General features: G+C 30.0%; 15 protein-coding genes. 12 read left to right on the top strand and 3 right to left on the bottom strand.

The features are described 5' to 3' along the window. From ACHZC3_RS03575 to ACHZC3_RS03630, 12 genes are all read left to right on the top strand, one after another. On the top strand, window positions 1-1857 hold a 1857-nt coding region (locus ACHZC3_RS03575), incomplete at its 5' end, for a thiamine pyrophosphate-dependent enzyme (protein WP_394758508.1). A gap of 174 nt (window positions 1858-2031) precedes the next feature. Further along, on the top strand, window positions 2032-2442 hold the full coding sequence (locus tag ACHZC3_RS03580; RefSeq protein ID WP_394758509.1) for a DM13 domain-containing protein: 411 nt from the start codon (window positions 2032-2034) through the stop codon (window positions 2440-2442). Between the two features lie 147 nt (window positions 2443-2589). After that, window positions 2590-3516, top strand: a complete 927-nt coding sequence (locus ACHZC3_RS03585; RefSeq protein WP_394758510.1) for a hypothetical protein — start codon at window positions 2590-2592, stop codon at window positions 3514-3516. 17 nt (window positions 3517-3533) lie between these two features. Beyond that, a complete protein-coding gene (locus tag ACHZC3_RS03590; RefSeq protein WP_394758511.1) occupies window positions 3534-4940 on the top strand; it encodes a hypothetical protein in 1407 nt (468 codons plus the stop codon). Between the two features lie 136 nt (window positions 4941-5076). Next, the gene (locus tag ACHZC3_RS03595) at window positions 5077-5754 is read left to right on the top strand and encodes a Crp/Fnr family transcriptional regulator (RefSeq protein WP_394758512.1); all 678 of its coding nucleotides are present in this window, start codon (window positions 5077-5079) and stop codon (window positions 5752-5754) included. Between the two features lie 78 nt (window positions 5755-5832). Next, entirely contained in the window at window positions 5833-6432 is a 600-nt protein-coding gene (locus ACHZC3_RS03600; RefSeq protein ID WP_394758513.1) for a peroxiredoxin-like family protein, read from the top strand. A 4-nt stretch (window positions 6433-6436) separates the two neighbouring features. Then, window positions 6437-6886 (top strand): YHS domain-containing (seleno)protein, encoded by a 450-nt coding sequence (locus tag ACHZC3_RS03605; protein ID WP_394758514.1) that lies wholly within the window; start codon window positions 6437-6439, stop codon window positions 6884-6886. A 2-nt stretch (window positions 6887-6888) separates the two neighbouring features. After that, window positions 6889-7269: a DoxX family protein gene (locus tag ACHZC3_RS03610; protein ID WP_394758516.1), complete on the top strand. Its 381-nt coding sequence runs from the start codon at window positions 6889-6891 to the stop codon at window positions 7267-7269. A gap of 3 nt (window positions 7270-7272) precedes the next feature. Further along, complete coding sequence (locus ACHZC3_RS03615; RefSeq protein WP_394758517.1) at window positions 7273-7761, top strand: DinB family protein; 489 nt, start codon at window positions 7273-7275, stop codon at window positions 7759-7761. Continuing rightward, window positions 7749-8459 (top strand): NRDE family protein, encoded by a 711-nt coding sequence (locus ACHZC3_RS03620; RefSeq protein ID WP_394758518.1) that lies wholly within the window; start codon window positions 7749-7751, stop codon window positions 8457-8459. The genes ACHZC3_RS03615 and ACHZC3_RS03620 overlap by 13 nt, the downstream gene beginning before the upstream one ends. Then, window positions 8459-9493, top strand: coding sequence for a D-alanine--D-alanine ligase (locus tag ACHZC3_RS03625; RefSeq protein WP_394758519.1), 1035 nt, complete (start codon window positions 8459-8461; stop codon window positions 9491-9493). Before ACHZC3_RS03620 ends, ACHZC3_RS03625 begins: the two co-directional genes overlap by 1 nt. After that, window positions 9490-10119, top strand: coding sequence for a hypothetical protein (locus tag ACHZC3_RS03630; RefSeq protein WP_394758520.1), 630 nt, complete (start codon window positions 9490-9492; stop codon window positions 10117-10119). The genes ACHZC3_RS03625 and ACHZC3_RS03630 overlap by 4 nt, the downstream gene beginning before the upstream one ends. A 4-nt stretch (window positions 10120-10123) precedes the next feature. Here the strand turns inward: ACHZC3_RS03630 and ACHZC3_RS03635 are convergent, their stop codons facing one another. The 3 genes from ACHZC3_RS03635 to tilS form a co-directional block, all read right to left on the bottom strand. Next, window positions 10124-11659, bottom strand: a complete 1536-nt coding sequence (locus ACHZC3_RS03635) for a YifB family Mg chelatase-like AAA ATPase (protein WP_394758521.1) — start codon at window positions 11657-11659, stop codon at window positions 10124-10126. Window positions 11660-11756: 97 nt separating this feature from the next. Next, entirely contained in the window at window positions 11757-13775 is a 2019-nt protein-coding gene (locus ACHZC3_RS03640) for a thioredoxin family protein (protein WP_394758522.1), read from the bottom strand. Continuing rightward, on the bottom strand, window positions 13775-14710 hold a 936-nt coding region (gene tilS, locus ACHZC3_RS03645), incomplete at its 5' end, for a tRNA lysidine(34) synthetase TilS (protein ID WP_394758523.1). The genes tilS and ACHZC3_RS03640, both read right to left, overlap by 1 nt.

Consider the following 14710-nt stretch of genomic DNA (forward strand, 5'->3'; position numbering starts at 1 on the left):
AAATGGTTTTCTGGAATTGGTCAAGAAGCTATTTCTGTGGGAATTACAGCGGTCTTAGATAAAGATGAATACATCTTACCAATGCACCGTAATTTGGGAGTTTTTACCGGAAGAGATATTCCATTACATCGCCTTTTCTCGCAATGGCAAGGAAAAGCCAACGGATTTACAAAAGGTCGTGACCGTTCGTTTCACTTTGGTACACAAGAATTCAATATAATAGGAATGATTTCGCATTTGGGTCCACAATTGGGTGTGGCTGACGGAATCGCTTTAGCAAATAAATTAAAAAAGAACGGAAAAGTAACTGCAGTTTTTACTGGAGAAGGCGCTACTTCTGAAGGAGATTTTCACGAAGCATTAAATATTGCTGCTGTTTGGGATTTACCAGTTCTTTTTGTTATCGAAAATAATGGTTACGGATTATCGACACCAACAAACGAGCAATATCGTTGCGAGAACTTAGCCGATAAAGGAATTGGTTTTGGAATGGAATCGCATATTGTTGACGGTAATAATATCCTTGATGTTTATAATTTGATATCAGAATTAAAAGCATCAATGAAAGAAAATCCTCGTCCAGTTTTGTTAGAATTCAAGACTTTCAGAATGCGTGGACACGAAGAGGCGAGTGGCACAAAATATGTTCCGCAAGAGCTAATGGATATGTGGGCAATAAAAGATCCAGTAGAAAATTTTAGAAGTTACCTTAAAGCAACTGCTGTTTTATCCGATGAAGATGATGAGGCTTTTAGAGCGGAATTAAAAAAAGAAATTGATACTGATTGGGCATTAGTTCAAAAAGAACCAGAAATTGTAGCTAGTTTAAGTGAAGAGTTAAACGATGTTTACAAACCTTATGAATTTGAAGAAGTTAATCATTCTGAAGAAGTAGAAAACATTAGAATGATTGATGCTATATCTAATAGTTTACGTCAATCGATGGAGCGTCATGATAACCTGGTTATTATGGGACAAGACATTGCCGAATATGGTGGTGCTTTCAAAATCACTGATGGTTTTGTAGAAGCTTTTGGAAAAGAAAGAGTAAGAAACACACCAATATGCGAAAGCGCCGTTGTTTCTGCAGCGATGGGATTGTCAATTAACGGACACAAAGCGATTGTTGAAATGCAATTTGCTGATTTCGTTTCTACAGGATTCAATCCAATTGTCAATTTATTAGCAAAATCGCATTACCGTTGGTTAGAAAATGCCGATGTTGTAGTTCGTATGCCTTGTGGCGGAGGAACGCAAGCTGGACCTTTTCATTCGCAAACAAACGAAGCTTGGTTTACAAAAACACCAGGATTAAAAGTTGTTTACCCAGCATTTCCTTATGATGCGAAAGGATTATTAAATACAGCAATTAACGATCCTAATCCTGTTATGTTCTTCGAACACAAACAGTTGTACAGAAGCATGTATCAAGATGTACCTAAAGATTATTATACGATTCCTTTTGGTAAAGCAGCTATGATAAAAGAAGGTTCAGCTGTTACTGTCATTTCATTTGGAGCAGGAGTGCATTGGGCGTTAGATACATTAAACAAAAATCCTGAAATCTCAGCTGATTTGATTGATTTACGTTCGTTACAACCTTTAGATACCGAAACTATTTTTGCTTCGGTAAAGAAAACAGGAAAATGCATTATTTTACAAGAAGATTCTATGTTTGGTGGTATTGCTAGTGATGTATCCGCTTTAATCATGGAAAATTGCTTCGAATATCTAGACGCTCCCGTAAAACGTGTAGGAAGTTTAGAAAGCGCAATTCCTTTCGTAAAAGCATTAGAGGATCAGTATTTACCCAAAGTTAGATTTGAAGAAGGTTTAAAAGAATTGATGGCTTATTAATCATTAATAATCATAGCTATTTTAGAAGTCGTAACTAATTGTTGCGACTTTTTTTGTGATTACTTAATTTCAGAAAGTTAAACTAATATTAATAATTGGTAAATGTAAAGTAGATGACATTACTATTTACAATCATTAATTAACTTTGAAAATATTAATCAAAGAAAAAACGTTATGATCAAAAATTTTTTTATTTTATCAGTAATATTCTTTTTCATTTCCTGTGAAAAAGAAAGTGAGTTCACCAAAAATATCTCTAATGATAGCATTTCTAATACAGCAACTTTATTGTATAGTGGTTCGTTTGCACCTACTTCTGGAATTTCAGTAACAGGATCTGCCAAAATTTACAATGACAATGGTCAGAAAAAAGTTTTATTAGATAATTTTAGCATTTCTGATGGACCAGATTTGAAGGTATATTTATCTACCACTAATTCTCCAACAACTTTTGTTAATCTTGGTAGTTTAACTTCTTCAAGAGTATATTTAATACCAAGTGCAGTTGACTTGACAGTTTATAAATACGTTTTGATACATTGTCAACAATATAACCATCTTTTTGCTATTGCAGAATTAATGTAATTTTTTAGACTTGTATATATTATGATATACTTGGATAAAATAATAATTAAAAAAAACCAACATTACTTTTATCTCGTATATGTTTGTATATGCAATTTATTTTGGATAGAATAATAATTATAATTTAAAACTAAAAACAAACAAAGTATGAGAACAAACACTTTAAAATTTTTGACATTTATTTTATTTATCACTTTAAACTATACAAGTTCCTTTGCGCAAGGCTGTAGTGATGCTGGATTTTGTTCGGTAGGGAATGGTTTCAAAGGACACGAAGCAAATTTAAAAAACAGTGTAGATGTAGGAGCTATATACGCGGTAGCCGGAGAAGGAGTAACTGTATTTTCTCAGTATTTAACCTATTCTAGAGATATTAGCGATAAATTTGCTTTGAGTGCAAAAGTTACATCTGGAGTTGCAAATGGAATATTCGGAACTAGAGGAAATATAGGAGATGTATTTCTTGCAGGAAATTACAAATTCAAATCGAAATTTAGTGATATTGAAGGTTCAAAAGTTTGGTCTTTACTTGTAGCGGTTAAAATTCCGCTTACAAGTGGAAATGACAAAATAAATAATGTTTCTTTACCAATGGTTTTTCAATCAAGTTTAGGAACTTTCGATTTTATAGGTGGTTTAAGCCTTTCGTATAAAAAGTGGGATTTTAATACAGCAGCTCAAATCCCGTTAACGGATAACAAAAACTCCTATTTTAGTGGTAATTCAGGAGGAAAATACTTTACCTCTACTAATTTATATCAAAGAAAATCGGATGTTTTGTTTAGAACAACTTATAAACTTAAAACAACTAATGAAAAATTCACTTTCAAACCTAATGTATTATTTATTTATCATTTAGGGGAAGATAGTTTTCAAGATAATTTTGGAGTGCGTCAAAATATTGTTGGTTCAGATGGACTTACCATCAATGGAAACTTAATTGTATCATACAAATTAGGAAAAAAGAGTTATTTAGAGACTTCAATAGCTTCACCTTTTGTAATCAAAAAAGAGCGTCCAGACGGACTTGCTAGAGGGCTAACAGCTGGACTTAGTTATAAAATTAATTTCTAAGTAAAGACCAAATTTATATGAAAAATATAATTTTTATTTACCTATTTCTTTGTGTAAGTACAGTAAATTCTCAAACTGTTGTAATTGATGAAAAATTCAAAGACAATAATTATCCAGTTGGTTATAATTTTTTGCCAAACAATAACAGGTTGGTTATACAAAAAGGAAATTATGTAGCATCATCGACTAATAAAGTTATTAAAAACCTTTATAGTTTTGATAATGATGGTTTTTTTGAAAAATTAATCGAAAATGAAGCATTAACAAACTGTATTTTTTCGCCAACCGAAAATGCTTTTATAGTTTCGGAAACATCTAAAACACAAGAAAAAACAGATCAATTTAAATTGGTTATTAATGGTAAATCTTCTCCATTTTTTAAAATGAATGAAAATTTTCAGTATTTTAATGATGATTATGAGTTTAGTATTTTAAATCAAGACAATAAAGGAGATATTAATTTTGAAAAAGATGAGTTATCACTAAGCGTTACCGATATTGTTACCAGAACAAATGAAAAATTTGCTATGAAAAAGCCCGATTTTGCTAGAATTATAGGAGATAATTTTGCAAAATACAATGATTTGTCGTTTGGTATTCGTGTAAATGAATATAATTTTGGGCTCATTACAAAATCTATTGCTAAAGACTATAAATCGGCAACATTATACCGTACAATATATAGTTATGGTGGTGTAATTTTAAATGATTTTGCTTATAAAGTAGATTTTCAATATAAAAACCTAATTTATAGTAATAACGGCGGCGGCTATATTTATACAAATCCGCAGTCTGGAGATACTTATGTAAGTGATTTAACAATTAATAATTTTGTGATAGATCAGAAAACTGAGGAAGTTTATGTTTACGGATTATTTGGAAAAAACGCAAAGAGCTCCAGTAATATTACAAATGAGCCATTGGGTTTTTATGTTTTTAAGTTTGATAAATCTGGGAATAAAATCTGGGAGTCTGTTCAAACCATAAATGACAAAGATGATTTTAATACAAAACAAAATATAACAAACTTAAAGTTGAGTTTAGCAATTAGAAACGAAAAATTATTACTTTCTATAACTTCTCCATCAGAAAAAAAAGGTTATATTCAATATTCATTTATTGATAAAATGACTGGAAATGTTTTAAAGTTTAATAAAATAAGCTTTAATGTTTCTGTCGAAAACAAAGAAAATAGCAACGAAAAATTCGTAAATTCGTATTTTAATAATATTGGTTACGAAAAGAAAGCCTTAGATACGGAAGGACTAATTGCTCAAGAAAATAATATCTTGTTTTCAAATTATTTGAGTAGTATTCAAAACAATCAGAAATTATATTTTAAGACTTTTTATGCTAAAAATGGAATTTGGTTGTTAGAAACTGATAACATTAGTTATTTTAAAATTACTTTTTTCAAAGAATAATTTTCAATCCTTTCTAAATTAGAAAACCGAAGCAAATAAACTATTTTATTGCTTCGGTTTTATTTTTTTATAAAGTATAAAAAAATAAAACCAGTATTATATTAATTACGTATATTTAAAAAATAAGATTTACTATATGTACGATGAGTTAAAGTATTGGTATTTGAGAGATCATAAATTATTTAGAACATTGAGTTTTGCTCAAATAAAACAATTGTGTATTATTTCAGGTTTTAAAAAAGCTCAAAAAGGGGAAATAATTTATTTCTCAGATTCCGATGTGCCAAGAATTTTTCTCTTGAAAACAGGAAGTATCAAAATTGTTTCTCTAGATGAAGATGGAAATGAAAACCTTAAAGATGTTATCCAGAAAGGAGATATGTTCGGAGAACTTTATTTGGATAGTGATATTCAAGTTAACGAATATGCTAAGGTTCTCACCGACGAAGTTTCTATTTGTAGTTTTTTACAGTCTGATTTTGAAGATTTAATGCTTCGAAATCCACAATTAGCTTTAGGATATACCAAATTTGTTGGATTAAAAATGAAACGATTGCGAAATAATTATACAAATTTAGTTTCCAAAGATGCTAAGACAAGATTACTTACTTTCCTGAAAGAATGGGCTCAAAAAGAAGGTGTTTTTGATAATGATAAAGTTACAATCGAAAATTATTTGACACAAAATGATATAGCTCAAATTATATGTACCTCAAGACAAACAGCCACAACATTGCTTAACGAATTTGTAGATAACGGAATTATAGGATACAATCGTAAGGAAATAATTATTTTAGATTTTAAAAAAATTTAAAAAAACACTAAGATGTAAACTAGCTGACAATCTTACTTTTTCAAACTAATTAATTTTACATTAATAAAAAAAATAATTATGAAAAAGTTTATTTATCTTGTAGTATCAATTTTTAGTGTTGCTCTAAGCGCACAAAATGATTTCCCAAAATCGGCAACAGAAATTTCACCATTACTTATTGGTGAAACAATTCCATCATCTATCCTTCAAACTATTGATGGAAAAAATGTAAATTTTGAAGACCTTACAAAATCAAAAAAAACAATCCTTGTAGTATACAGAGGCGGTTGGTGTCCTTACTGTAATTTGCATTTAAGTGCATTAGGTGAGGCTGAAGAAAAACTAATAGAAATGGGTTACCAGATTATTGCTGTAAGTCCAGATTCGCCAGAGTCAATGAAAGAAACCATCACAAAAGACAAATTAAAGTACACGCTATTATCGGATAGTAAAGGAGATTTCATGCAGACTTTGGGAATTGCTTATGTAATTCCAGATGGTTTAAAGAAGCAGTTAAAAACTGTTTTACATGGTGTAAAAAATGATTTTCTTCCAGTTCCTTCTCTATATATAATAAATGGAGAAAACGAAATTGAGTTCGAATACATAAGCCCAAATTATAAAACAAGAATTTCTAACGAATTATTAATCGCTGTTGCTAAGACTTTAAAAAAATAACAAAATGAAAAAGATATTTTTAATACTAACCGTTCTTTTTACATTTTCGAGTTTTTCTCAAAATGCAAAAAGATTAGAAACTTTTAATTTAGAAAAGAAAATAGCCATACAAGGTTATGATCCTGTTGCTTATATTAAACAAAAAAAAGCGATAAGAGGCAAGAAAGAATTAGCATTTACTTATGAAGGTGTGATTTATAATTTTTCTTCTAAAGAAAATAAAGAAACATTTACAAAAACACCTGCAATATATGAACCTCAATATGGCGGATGGTGTGCTTATGCTATGGGAAGTTCTGGAGATAAAGTAGAAATTGATCCTGAAACTTTCAAAATTATCGATAATAAATTATACCTTTTTTACAATGCTTATTTTAATAATACATTGAAAAGTTGGAACAAGGATGAAAAAAATTTAAAAACAAAAGCAGATTTAAACTGGAAAAAACAATAGTTATGAATTCAATTTTAATAAACAGATCAGCAAAAATAATAGTGGCTTTTATTTTGCTGCAAACATTATATTTCAAATTTACGGGAAGTCCTGAATCGGTATTTATTTTCACAAAATTAGGAGCAGAGCCGTTTGGAAGGATTAGTTCTGGAATTATCGAATTATTCGCATCAATATTTTTATTTGTGAATAAAACAAAATTTTATGCTGCTTTTATAGCACTATCAACCATGTTTGTTGCGATAGTCTCGCATTTATTTATAATTGGTATCGAAGTAGAAAATGATGGTGGAACTTTATTTTTTTTAGCTTGCATAACATTTATATTAAGCTTATTTTTAGCGTTTAGATACAAAAACGATATTAATTTTTTGATAAAATAAACTATGAATTTTATTATTGTAAAACATACACTGGAAGAATTAAAGGATTTATTAAATCAATTATCTAATGAAGATTTTGTTTTACCTATTTTATATTTAGGAAACTCATCAATAGGCGAACATTCTAGACATATCATAGAAATGTTTCAATGTTTGCTCAATTCTTACGAATCTGGTTTGTTGAATTATGATGATAGAGTAAGAAATAATTTAATTCAAACAGATACAAACTTTGCGATTCAAACGATAAATGATATTATCAATTCTATCGAAAAAGAAAATAAAAATATAGTTTTGAATCAGATGTTTTATGAAAATTATGTATCAATAGAAACCAATTATTATAGAGAATTATTATACAATTTAGAACACTGTATTCACCACCAAGCACTTATAAAAGTTGCGTTTTTTCAATTAGAAAGCGTACAAGTTGCTGAAAATTTTGGAATAGCTCCATCAACTATCGAATATAAGAAACAATGTGCACAGTAAGTTTTGTAAGCAGTAATGATAAATACATTATCACATCAAACAGAGACGAAAAAGTAGCAAGGGAAAAAGCTATCGAACCCAAAATTCATCTAGTAAACGACAAAAAAATATTTTTTCCTAAAGATCAAAAAGCTGGGGGAACATGGTATGCTGTAGATGATAAAGCACATATTATTGTTTTGCTAAATGGTGCCAAAGAAAAACACGAACTAAAATTTAGTTACAGAAAAAGTCGTGGATTAATCGTTTTAGATTTAATTAGTTCGGAATCCATACTTTTATCTTGGCAAGAAATAAATCTCGACAATATAGAACCGTTTACATTAGTTGTTTTTGAAAAACAAAAATTATATCAATTACAATGGAATGAATTAGAGAAAGAAATTACCGAACTAGATACAACAAAAAATCATATTTGGTCGTCATCAACGCTTTACCCAAAAGAAATTCGTGAACAAAGAAGCAATTGGTTTTATGATTTTTTAGAATCAAAAAATAGCATTTCAGAATTAGATATGTTGCATTTTCACAAAAATACCGAAGATAAAAATAGTGAGAACGGATTGGTTATAAATAGAAATAATTTACTTAAAACACTCAGTATTACTCAAACTGTGATCGAAAAAAACAAGGTTTCCTTAACGCATTATGATTTGATAGAAAATCAAGAATTTGCTAATTCATTTATAGTAATATAATGCGATTATTTCTTCATAAGCTTACCCATTGGGAATATTGGTCTTCAGAAATTGTATATTTTCCTATCAATTTTTTATGGGCTTTTTATGCTTTAAAAACTAGAACTATTTTCTTTTTTAATACTTCAAATCCAACGATGAGAAACGGAGGTTTTTTTATGGAAAGCAAAAAAGAAATTTATGATTTAATTCCTCAAAAATATTATCCAAGAACAGAATTAATTACTGAAAAAACTTCTTTTGAAGATGTTTTAATTGCTAAAGAAAAAGGAAATATTCAATTTCCATTTATTGCAAAACCAGATATTGGGCTTCGTGGATCGGCTGTTAAAAAAATAAATTCTATTAACGAATTGAAAGAATACAACAACAATGCTGATTTTGACTATTTAATACAAGATTTAATTCCTTTTGAAAACGAAGTTGGCATTTTTTATGTTCGTTTTCCTAATCAAGAGAAAGGGAAAATCACAGGAATTGTTGCCAAAGAGTTTCTAATTGTTACAGGCGATGGAAAATTGACAATCAAAGAATTGATAAAACAAAATCCTAGATATGAATTTCAATTAACTACTTTAGAAAAAGAGTATAAGGACAAATTAAATCAAATATTACTTAAAGATGAAAAATTAAATTTAGTTCCTTTTGGAAACCATTGTCGTGGTTCAAAATTTATAGATGCAAGTTTTTTAATTTCAGATAAATTAAATGAGGTGATAAACGAAATGTGCTTCCAAATAGATGGTTTTTATTTTGGAAGAATAGATTTAATGTACAATTCTATTACTGAATTAGAAGACGGCAAAAACTTTCAAGTAGTAGAAATAAATGGAGCAGCAAGCGAACCAACGCATATTTATGATCCCAAACATTCTATCTTTTTTGCTTGGAAAGAATTAGCCCGACATATTACTTATATGTACAAAATTAGTGTGCAAAATCATAAAAAAGGGTTCCCTTATTTAACAAACAAAGAAGGATTCTTACAATACCGATTGCATTTAAAGCAAAATATGAAAATTTGTAATTTGTGAAATATTTAAAAAACTTTATAGTTGGGTTTTTAGTTAGTTTCGTAGGTTCGATTCCGCTAGGTTATTTAAACTTTATAGGCTTTGAGATATATAATAAATCAAATATCACCGAACTGCTATATTATTTATTTGGAGTTTTAATTATCGAGGGAATTGTAATTTCTTCTACTTTTTATTTTGCTAACAAACTGATTTTAAATGCTAAACTTAAAAGATGGATTTCAATATTTTCGATTATTTTTTTAATTTTTATAGCAATTTATTTTTACCCTTCAGACTCTCAAAACATTGGAAAACAAAATAATTCAGTTGCTTTTTTATTGTATCCGTCATTTATTATTGGAGTAATATTAAGTTCTTTAAACTTTGCGCAAATTCCATTTTGGTTTAGTTGGAATGTTTTTCTGGTTAATGAAAATTACATTTCTTCAGTTAAAAACTTAAAATATGTCTATGTCTTAGGAACATTAATAGGAACATTTTCTGGAATGTTACTATTAGTTTTAGCACTTAAAAAAATCACCAATCAAGGAATTATTTCTGATAATTTTATATCAAATAATATTTGGATTATCTTTTTTGGATTGGCCATTTTTCAATTATTTCAGCTCTTTAAAAAGAAATAATTTTTTATCCCAACCAACCATCTCTGTCTAAACTTCTATATTGAATTGCTTCAGAAATATGGGTCGAATTTACTTTTTCAGTAGCTTCTAAATCGGCAATAGTTCTAGATACTTTCAGAATTCTGTCAAATGCACGAGCCGAAAGATTCAAACGTTCCATTGCGGTTTTTAGTAATTGTAAAGAGGCTTCATCAAGAGCGCAATGCTCTCTAATTTGTTTGGTATTCATTTGTGCATTGTAATGAATGTTGTCAAAAAGTTCGAATCGAGTCGTTTGAATTTCACGAGCAGCAGTTACACGTTTTCTAATTTCGACACTACTTTCTCCATTTCTTTTTTCGGTTAGTTTATCAAAAGGAACAGGAGTCACTTCGATATGAATATCAATTCGATCTAGTAAAGGCCCAGAAATTTTACTCAAATAACGATTCATTTCATGAGGAGAGGAAGTGTTTGGAGAATCTGGATCATTAAAAAATCCACTCGGGCTTGGGTTCATACTGGCTACGAGCATAAACGAGGACGGATAGGTAATAGTAAATTTTGCTCTCGAAATGGTAACTTCTCTATCTTCAAGTGGTTGACGCATGACTTCTAAAACTTCCCGTTTAAATTCAGGCAATTCATCAAGAAATAAAACACCATTATGTGCTAACGAAATTTCTCCAGGTTGCGGATAACTTCCACCGCCTACAAGCGCTACACTCGAAGCAGTGTGATGTGGACTTCTAAAGGGACGTTGATTCATCAATCCAACATCTTTTACCTTTCCTGCAACACTGTGTATTTTAGTGGTTTCCAATGCTTCTTTAAGAGTCATAGGAGGTAAAATACTAGGCAAACGTTTGGCAATCATGGTTTTTCCAGAACCAGGAGGACCAATTAAAATGATATTGTGTCCGCCAGCCGCTGCAATTTCCATGCAACGCTTGATGCTTTCTTGTCCACGAACTTCTGAAAAATCGAATTCAGGAAAATCTAATGTTTTATAAAATTCATCACGAGTATTAATAACTGTAGGTTCTAGCGTTCCTTTCCCTTCAAAAAAATCGATTACTTCCAATACATTTTCTACGCCATATACATCTAATCCTGCAACAATCGCAGCTTCTTTTACATTTTGTTTGGGTAGAAAAAAACCTTTAAAACCTTCTTCTTTTGCTTTTATGGCAATTGGTAGTACTCCTTTTATAGGTTGCAAACTACCATCGAGTGATAATTCACCCATAATAATATATTTGTCAACTTCTTCTGATTTGATTTGTCCTGAAGCAGCTAGAATTCCTATAGCCAATGTCAAATCGTAGGCAGAACCTTCTTTGCGTAAATCGGCAGGAGCCATATTTATGGTAATTTTTTTTACGGGAAGATTGTACCCGTTGTTTTTTAGAGCAGCTGCAATACGATAACTACTCTCTTTGATGGCATTATCAGGCAAACCAACTAGGTGATAACCAACACCTTTATCTATGTTTACTTCGACGGTTATTGTTGTGGCTTCAACTCCGAAAACGGCACTTCCAAATACTTTTACTAACATGGCGTATATTTTTATATTCTCAAAAATAGTCTTTTATGTTATAAAAACAAAAAACCTGCAAGGATTAACTTGCAGGTCAGTATTTTATATCGATCTTTTATTTTTTAAATTTAGAAATCCCATCTTCTAACCAAGTTTTATATTCCGGAATATTTGGAGTATAAGGTACAGGTTCGTTTAACTTTTTTTCATTTAAATTTATCAAAACATAGTATGGTCTTGCATTTGTACCATAATTTAATCGTTGAAACTCACTCCATTTCTGACCAACAGTTGTTATTTTGTTTCCAGTTTCTTTAGATATATATTGCTCATTTACGGGTAGTTCTTTTCTATCATCGCCGTAAAGCGAAATTAATACAATATCATTTTTAAGAATTTTTAAAACCGTTTCGTCAGACCAAACATTGTTTTCCATAACCCTACAATTCTGGCATTGTTTTCCTGTAAAATCTATCAAAATAGGTTTGTTTACTTCTTTTGCATAAGCCAGACCATGTTCATAATCTTCAAAAGAAATTAAATTATGAACACCATAAACCGCATTTTTAGGCAGTTGTTCTGCGTTGTTTGAAACTGTATTATTTCCAAATCCTTGTGGACTTTCACTATAAGTACTTGGTGGTGGGAATGCTGAAATCATTTTTAGCGGCGCACCCCAAAGCCCAGGAATCATATAAATTGTAAAGGATAATGTGATAACTGCCAAAACCAATCGACCAACAGAAATGTGGTTTAAGGGACTATCATGCGGTAAAGTAAATTTCCCAAATAAATATAACGATAACGCTCCGAAAATTGCAATCCAAATCGCAATAAACACTTCTCTTTCTAGTAAATGTAAATCTAAACCAATGTCTGCATTAGAAATAAATTTCATTGCCAATGCCAATTCTATAAATCCAAAAACGACTTTTACAGTATTTAACCAACCACCAGATTTGGGCAGATTACTAAGCAGGCTAGGAGCAAGGGCAAAAAACATAAATGGTAAAGCCAATCCTAATCCAAATCCAAGCATTGCTATCGATAAAATTGTTGCTCCACCATCAGAATTTAATGAAGTTCCCATCACCAAACCAATTGCAGGACCAATACAAGAAAAGGAAACAATGATTAAGGTTAATGCCATGAAAAAGACGCCAATTAATCCGCCTTTATTAGAAGCATTGTCAACTTTATTTGCAAATTTATTAGGAATTGTAATCTCGAAAGCACCAAAAAAGGATATCGCGAATATTGTAAATATTAGAAAAAAGAAAATATTCAAATAAACGTTATTGGATATTTCCGCAAAAATATCTCTATTTATTCCTTCTATCAAATGGAACGGAATCGTAATTAATACACAAATTGCAACAATACAAAATCCGTAGAAAAAGGCATTAAATTTTCCTTTAGATTTACTTGTAGATTGTTTTAAGAAAAAACTAACCGTCATAGGAATCATTGGGAATACACAAGGTGTAATGGTTGCAAATAATCCTCCTAAAATTGATAACAAGAAGATAGACCAAATCCCATTATTTTCACTTTTTTCGTCCTTTTTCTCTTCAATTTTAGAAGTAGTAATTGGAGTATTTTCTTTTGTAATATCATTTTCTACAACTTTTTTCTCAATTGTAGATGAATTGATATTTTCGTTAGCAATTACGGGTTTAGTATCTTGAATAGTCGATTTTGGAATGTCAAACTGAAATGATTTATTCGCATTGATACAAGCTTCTTTACAAACTTGGTAATCTAAAACGACCTTTATAGGTTTTAATGTTGGATTTGTAACTTTTATTTTCTGAGTTAGTGTAACATTTTTTTCAAAATACGTTTCATTTACTTCAAAAATATCATTGAAAGCCGTTTTTGTTTTGCTTTCTTGAGTTTTTCCGACCAATTCGTAATTACCTTTCTCAAATTTTATTTCAGTTGGAAGTGGTCCGCCATCTTGTGTAAACTGCGAATACATATGCCAACCAGCATCTATTTTACCTTCAAAAATTAAATTAAACTCAGTATCAGATACTTTTTCAACTCTTGTTTGCCATTTTACTGGTTCTATAATTTGAGCTTGTGTACTTAAAAAAGTAAAAAATAGGAGTAAGGCAGTTAGTTTTCTCATTATCGTAATTCTATTTTTATAATATTATTTGTTGCAATATTTGCTATAAATTGTTGGTCTGCACGCTTTCCAATTATCCAAACAATTTGATTTTTGGAACACAAAAGCCAAGTATTTTCTTTCTCTATCAATGACATTTTTTCATCTTTAAAGTATTTACTCAACTTCTTTTTGCCGTTCATTCCTGACGGATAAAAAGAATCTCCTTCATTCCATTTTCTAACGGTTAATGGAAATTGTAGTTTATCTTCATCAACAAATATAATTGTATTTTTAGGAGTAGAAATGTCATTTACTTTACAAATAGAAAGATTTAAGGGAATTTTAACTTCTTTTTGGTCTTTTTCAATAAAATAAGCTTCATTTTCTAATTCCTCTATTTCTTTTAAAATTAAAAAATCTCGGTCTTTTAGTAATCGATAATTTTTTGAGAAAATTTGTTTACCTGACTGAGATTCAACTAAATTATAAATGTCGTCCCAAGCAGTAAAATGATATTCCCGTAACCACTGGTACAAATAGGATTTGTAATTGGGTAATTGTTTCAATTTTTTTAAGTCGAAAGAAATAACTTCATTATCCTCTTTTGCTACTTGTTGGTAAATCATAATCGTAGCATCTTCGACCATAATTTGTACTTCCTGTAAGTAATTTTGCGTTTTCTGGAAGGAATCTAGAAAATTAGGATTCAATTCTTTTAATATGGGAACCAAATCATGACGAATTTTATTTCGCAAATATTTATCGTAAGCATTGCTCGAATCTTCTCGCCATTGAATGCTGTTTTCTTTAGCATATTCCTCTATTTCTGAACGAGAAAAAGGTAATAAAGGTCTAATTATTTGTTCGTTTTGTTCGGGAATTCCGGTCAATCCATCTAAACCTGTTCCTCGAGTTAAGTTAATAAGGAAAGTTTCTAAATTATCATCAGCATG

Origin of the sequence: Flavobacterium sp. (assembly GCF_043720215.1) — a bacterium.
Taxonomy (GTDB): Bacteria; Bacteroidota; Bacteroidia; order Flavobacteriales; family Flavobacteriaceae; genus Flavobacterium.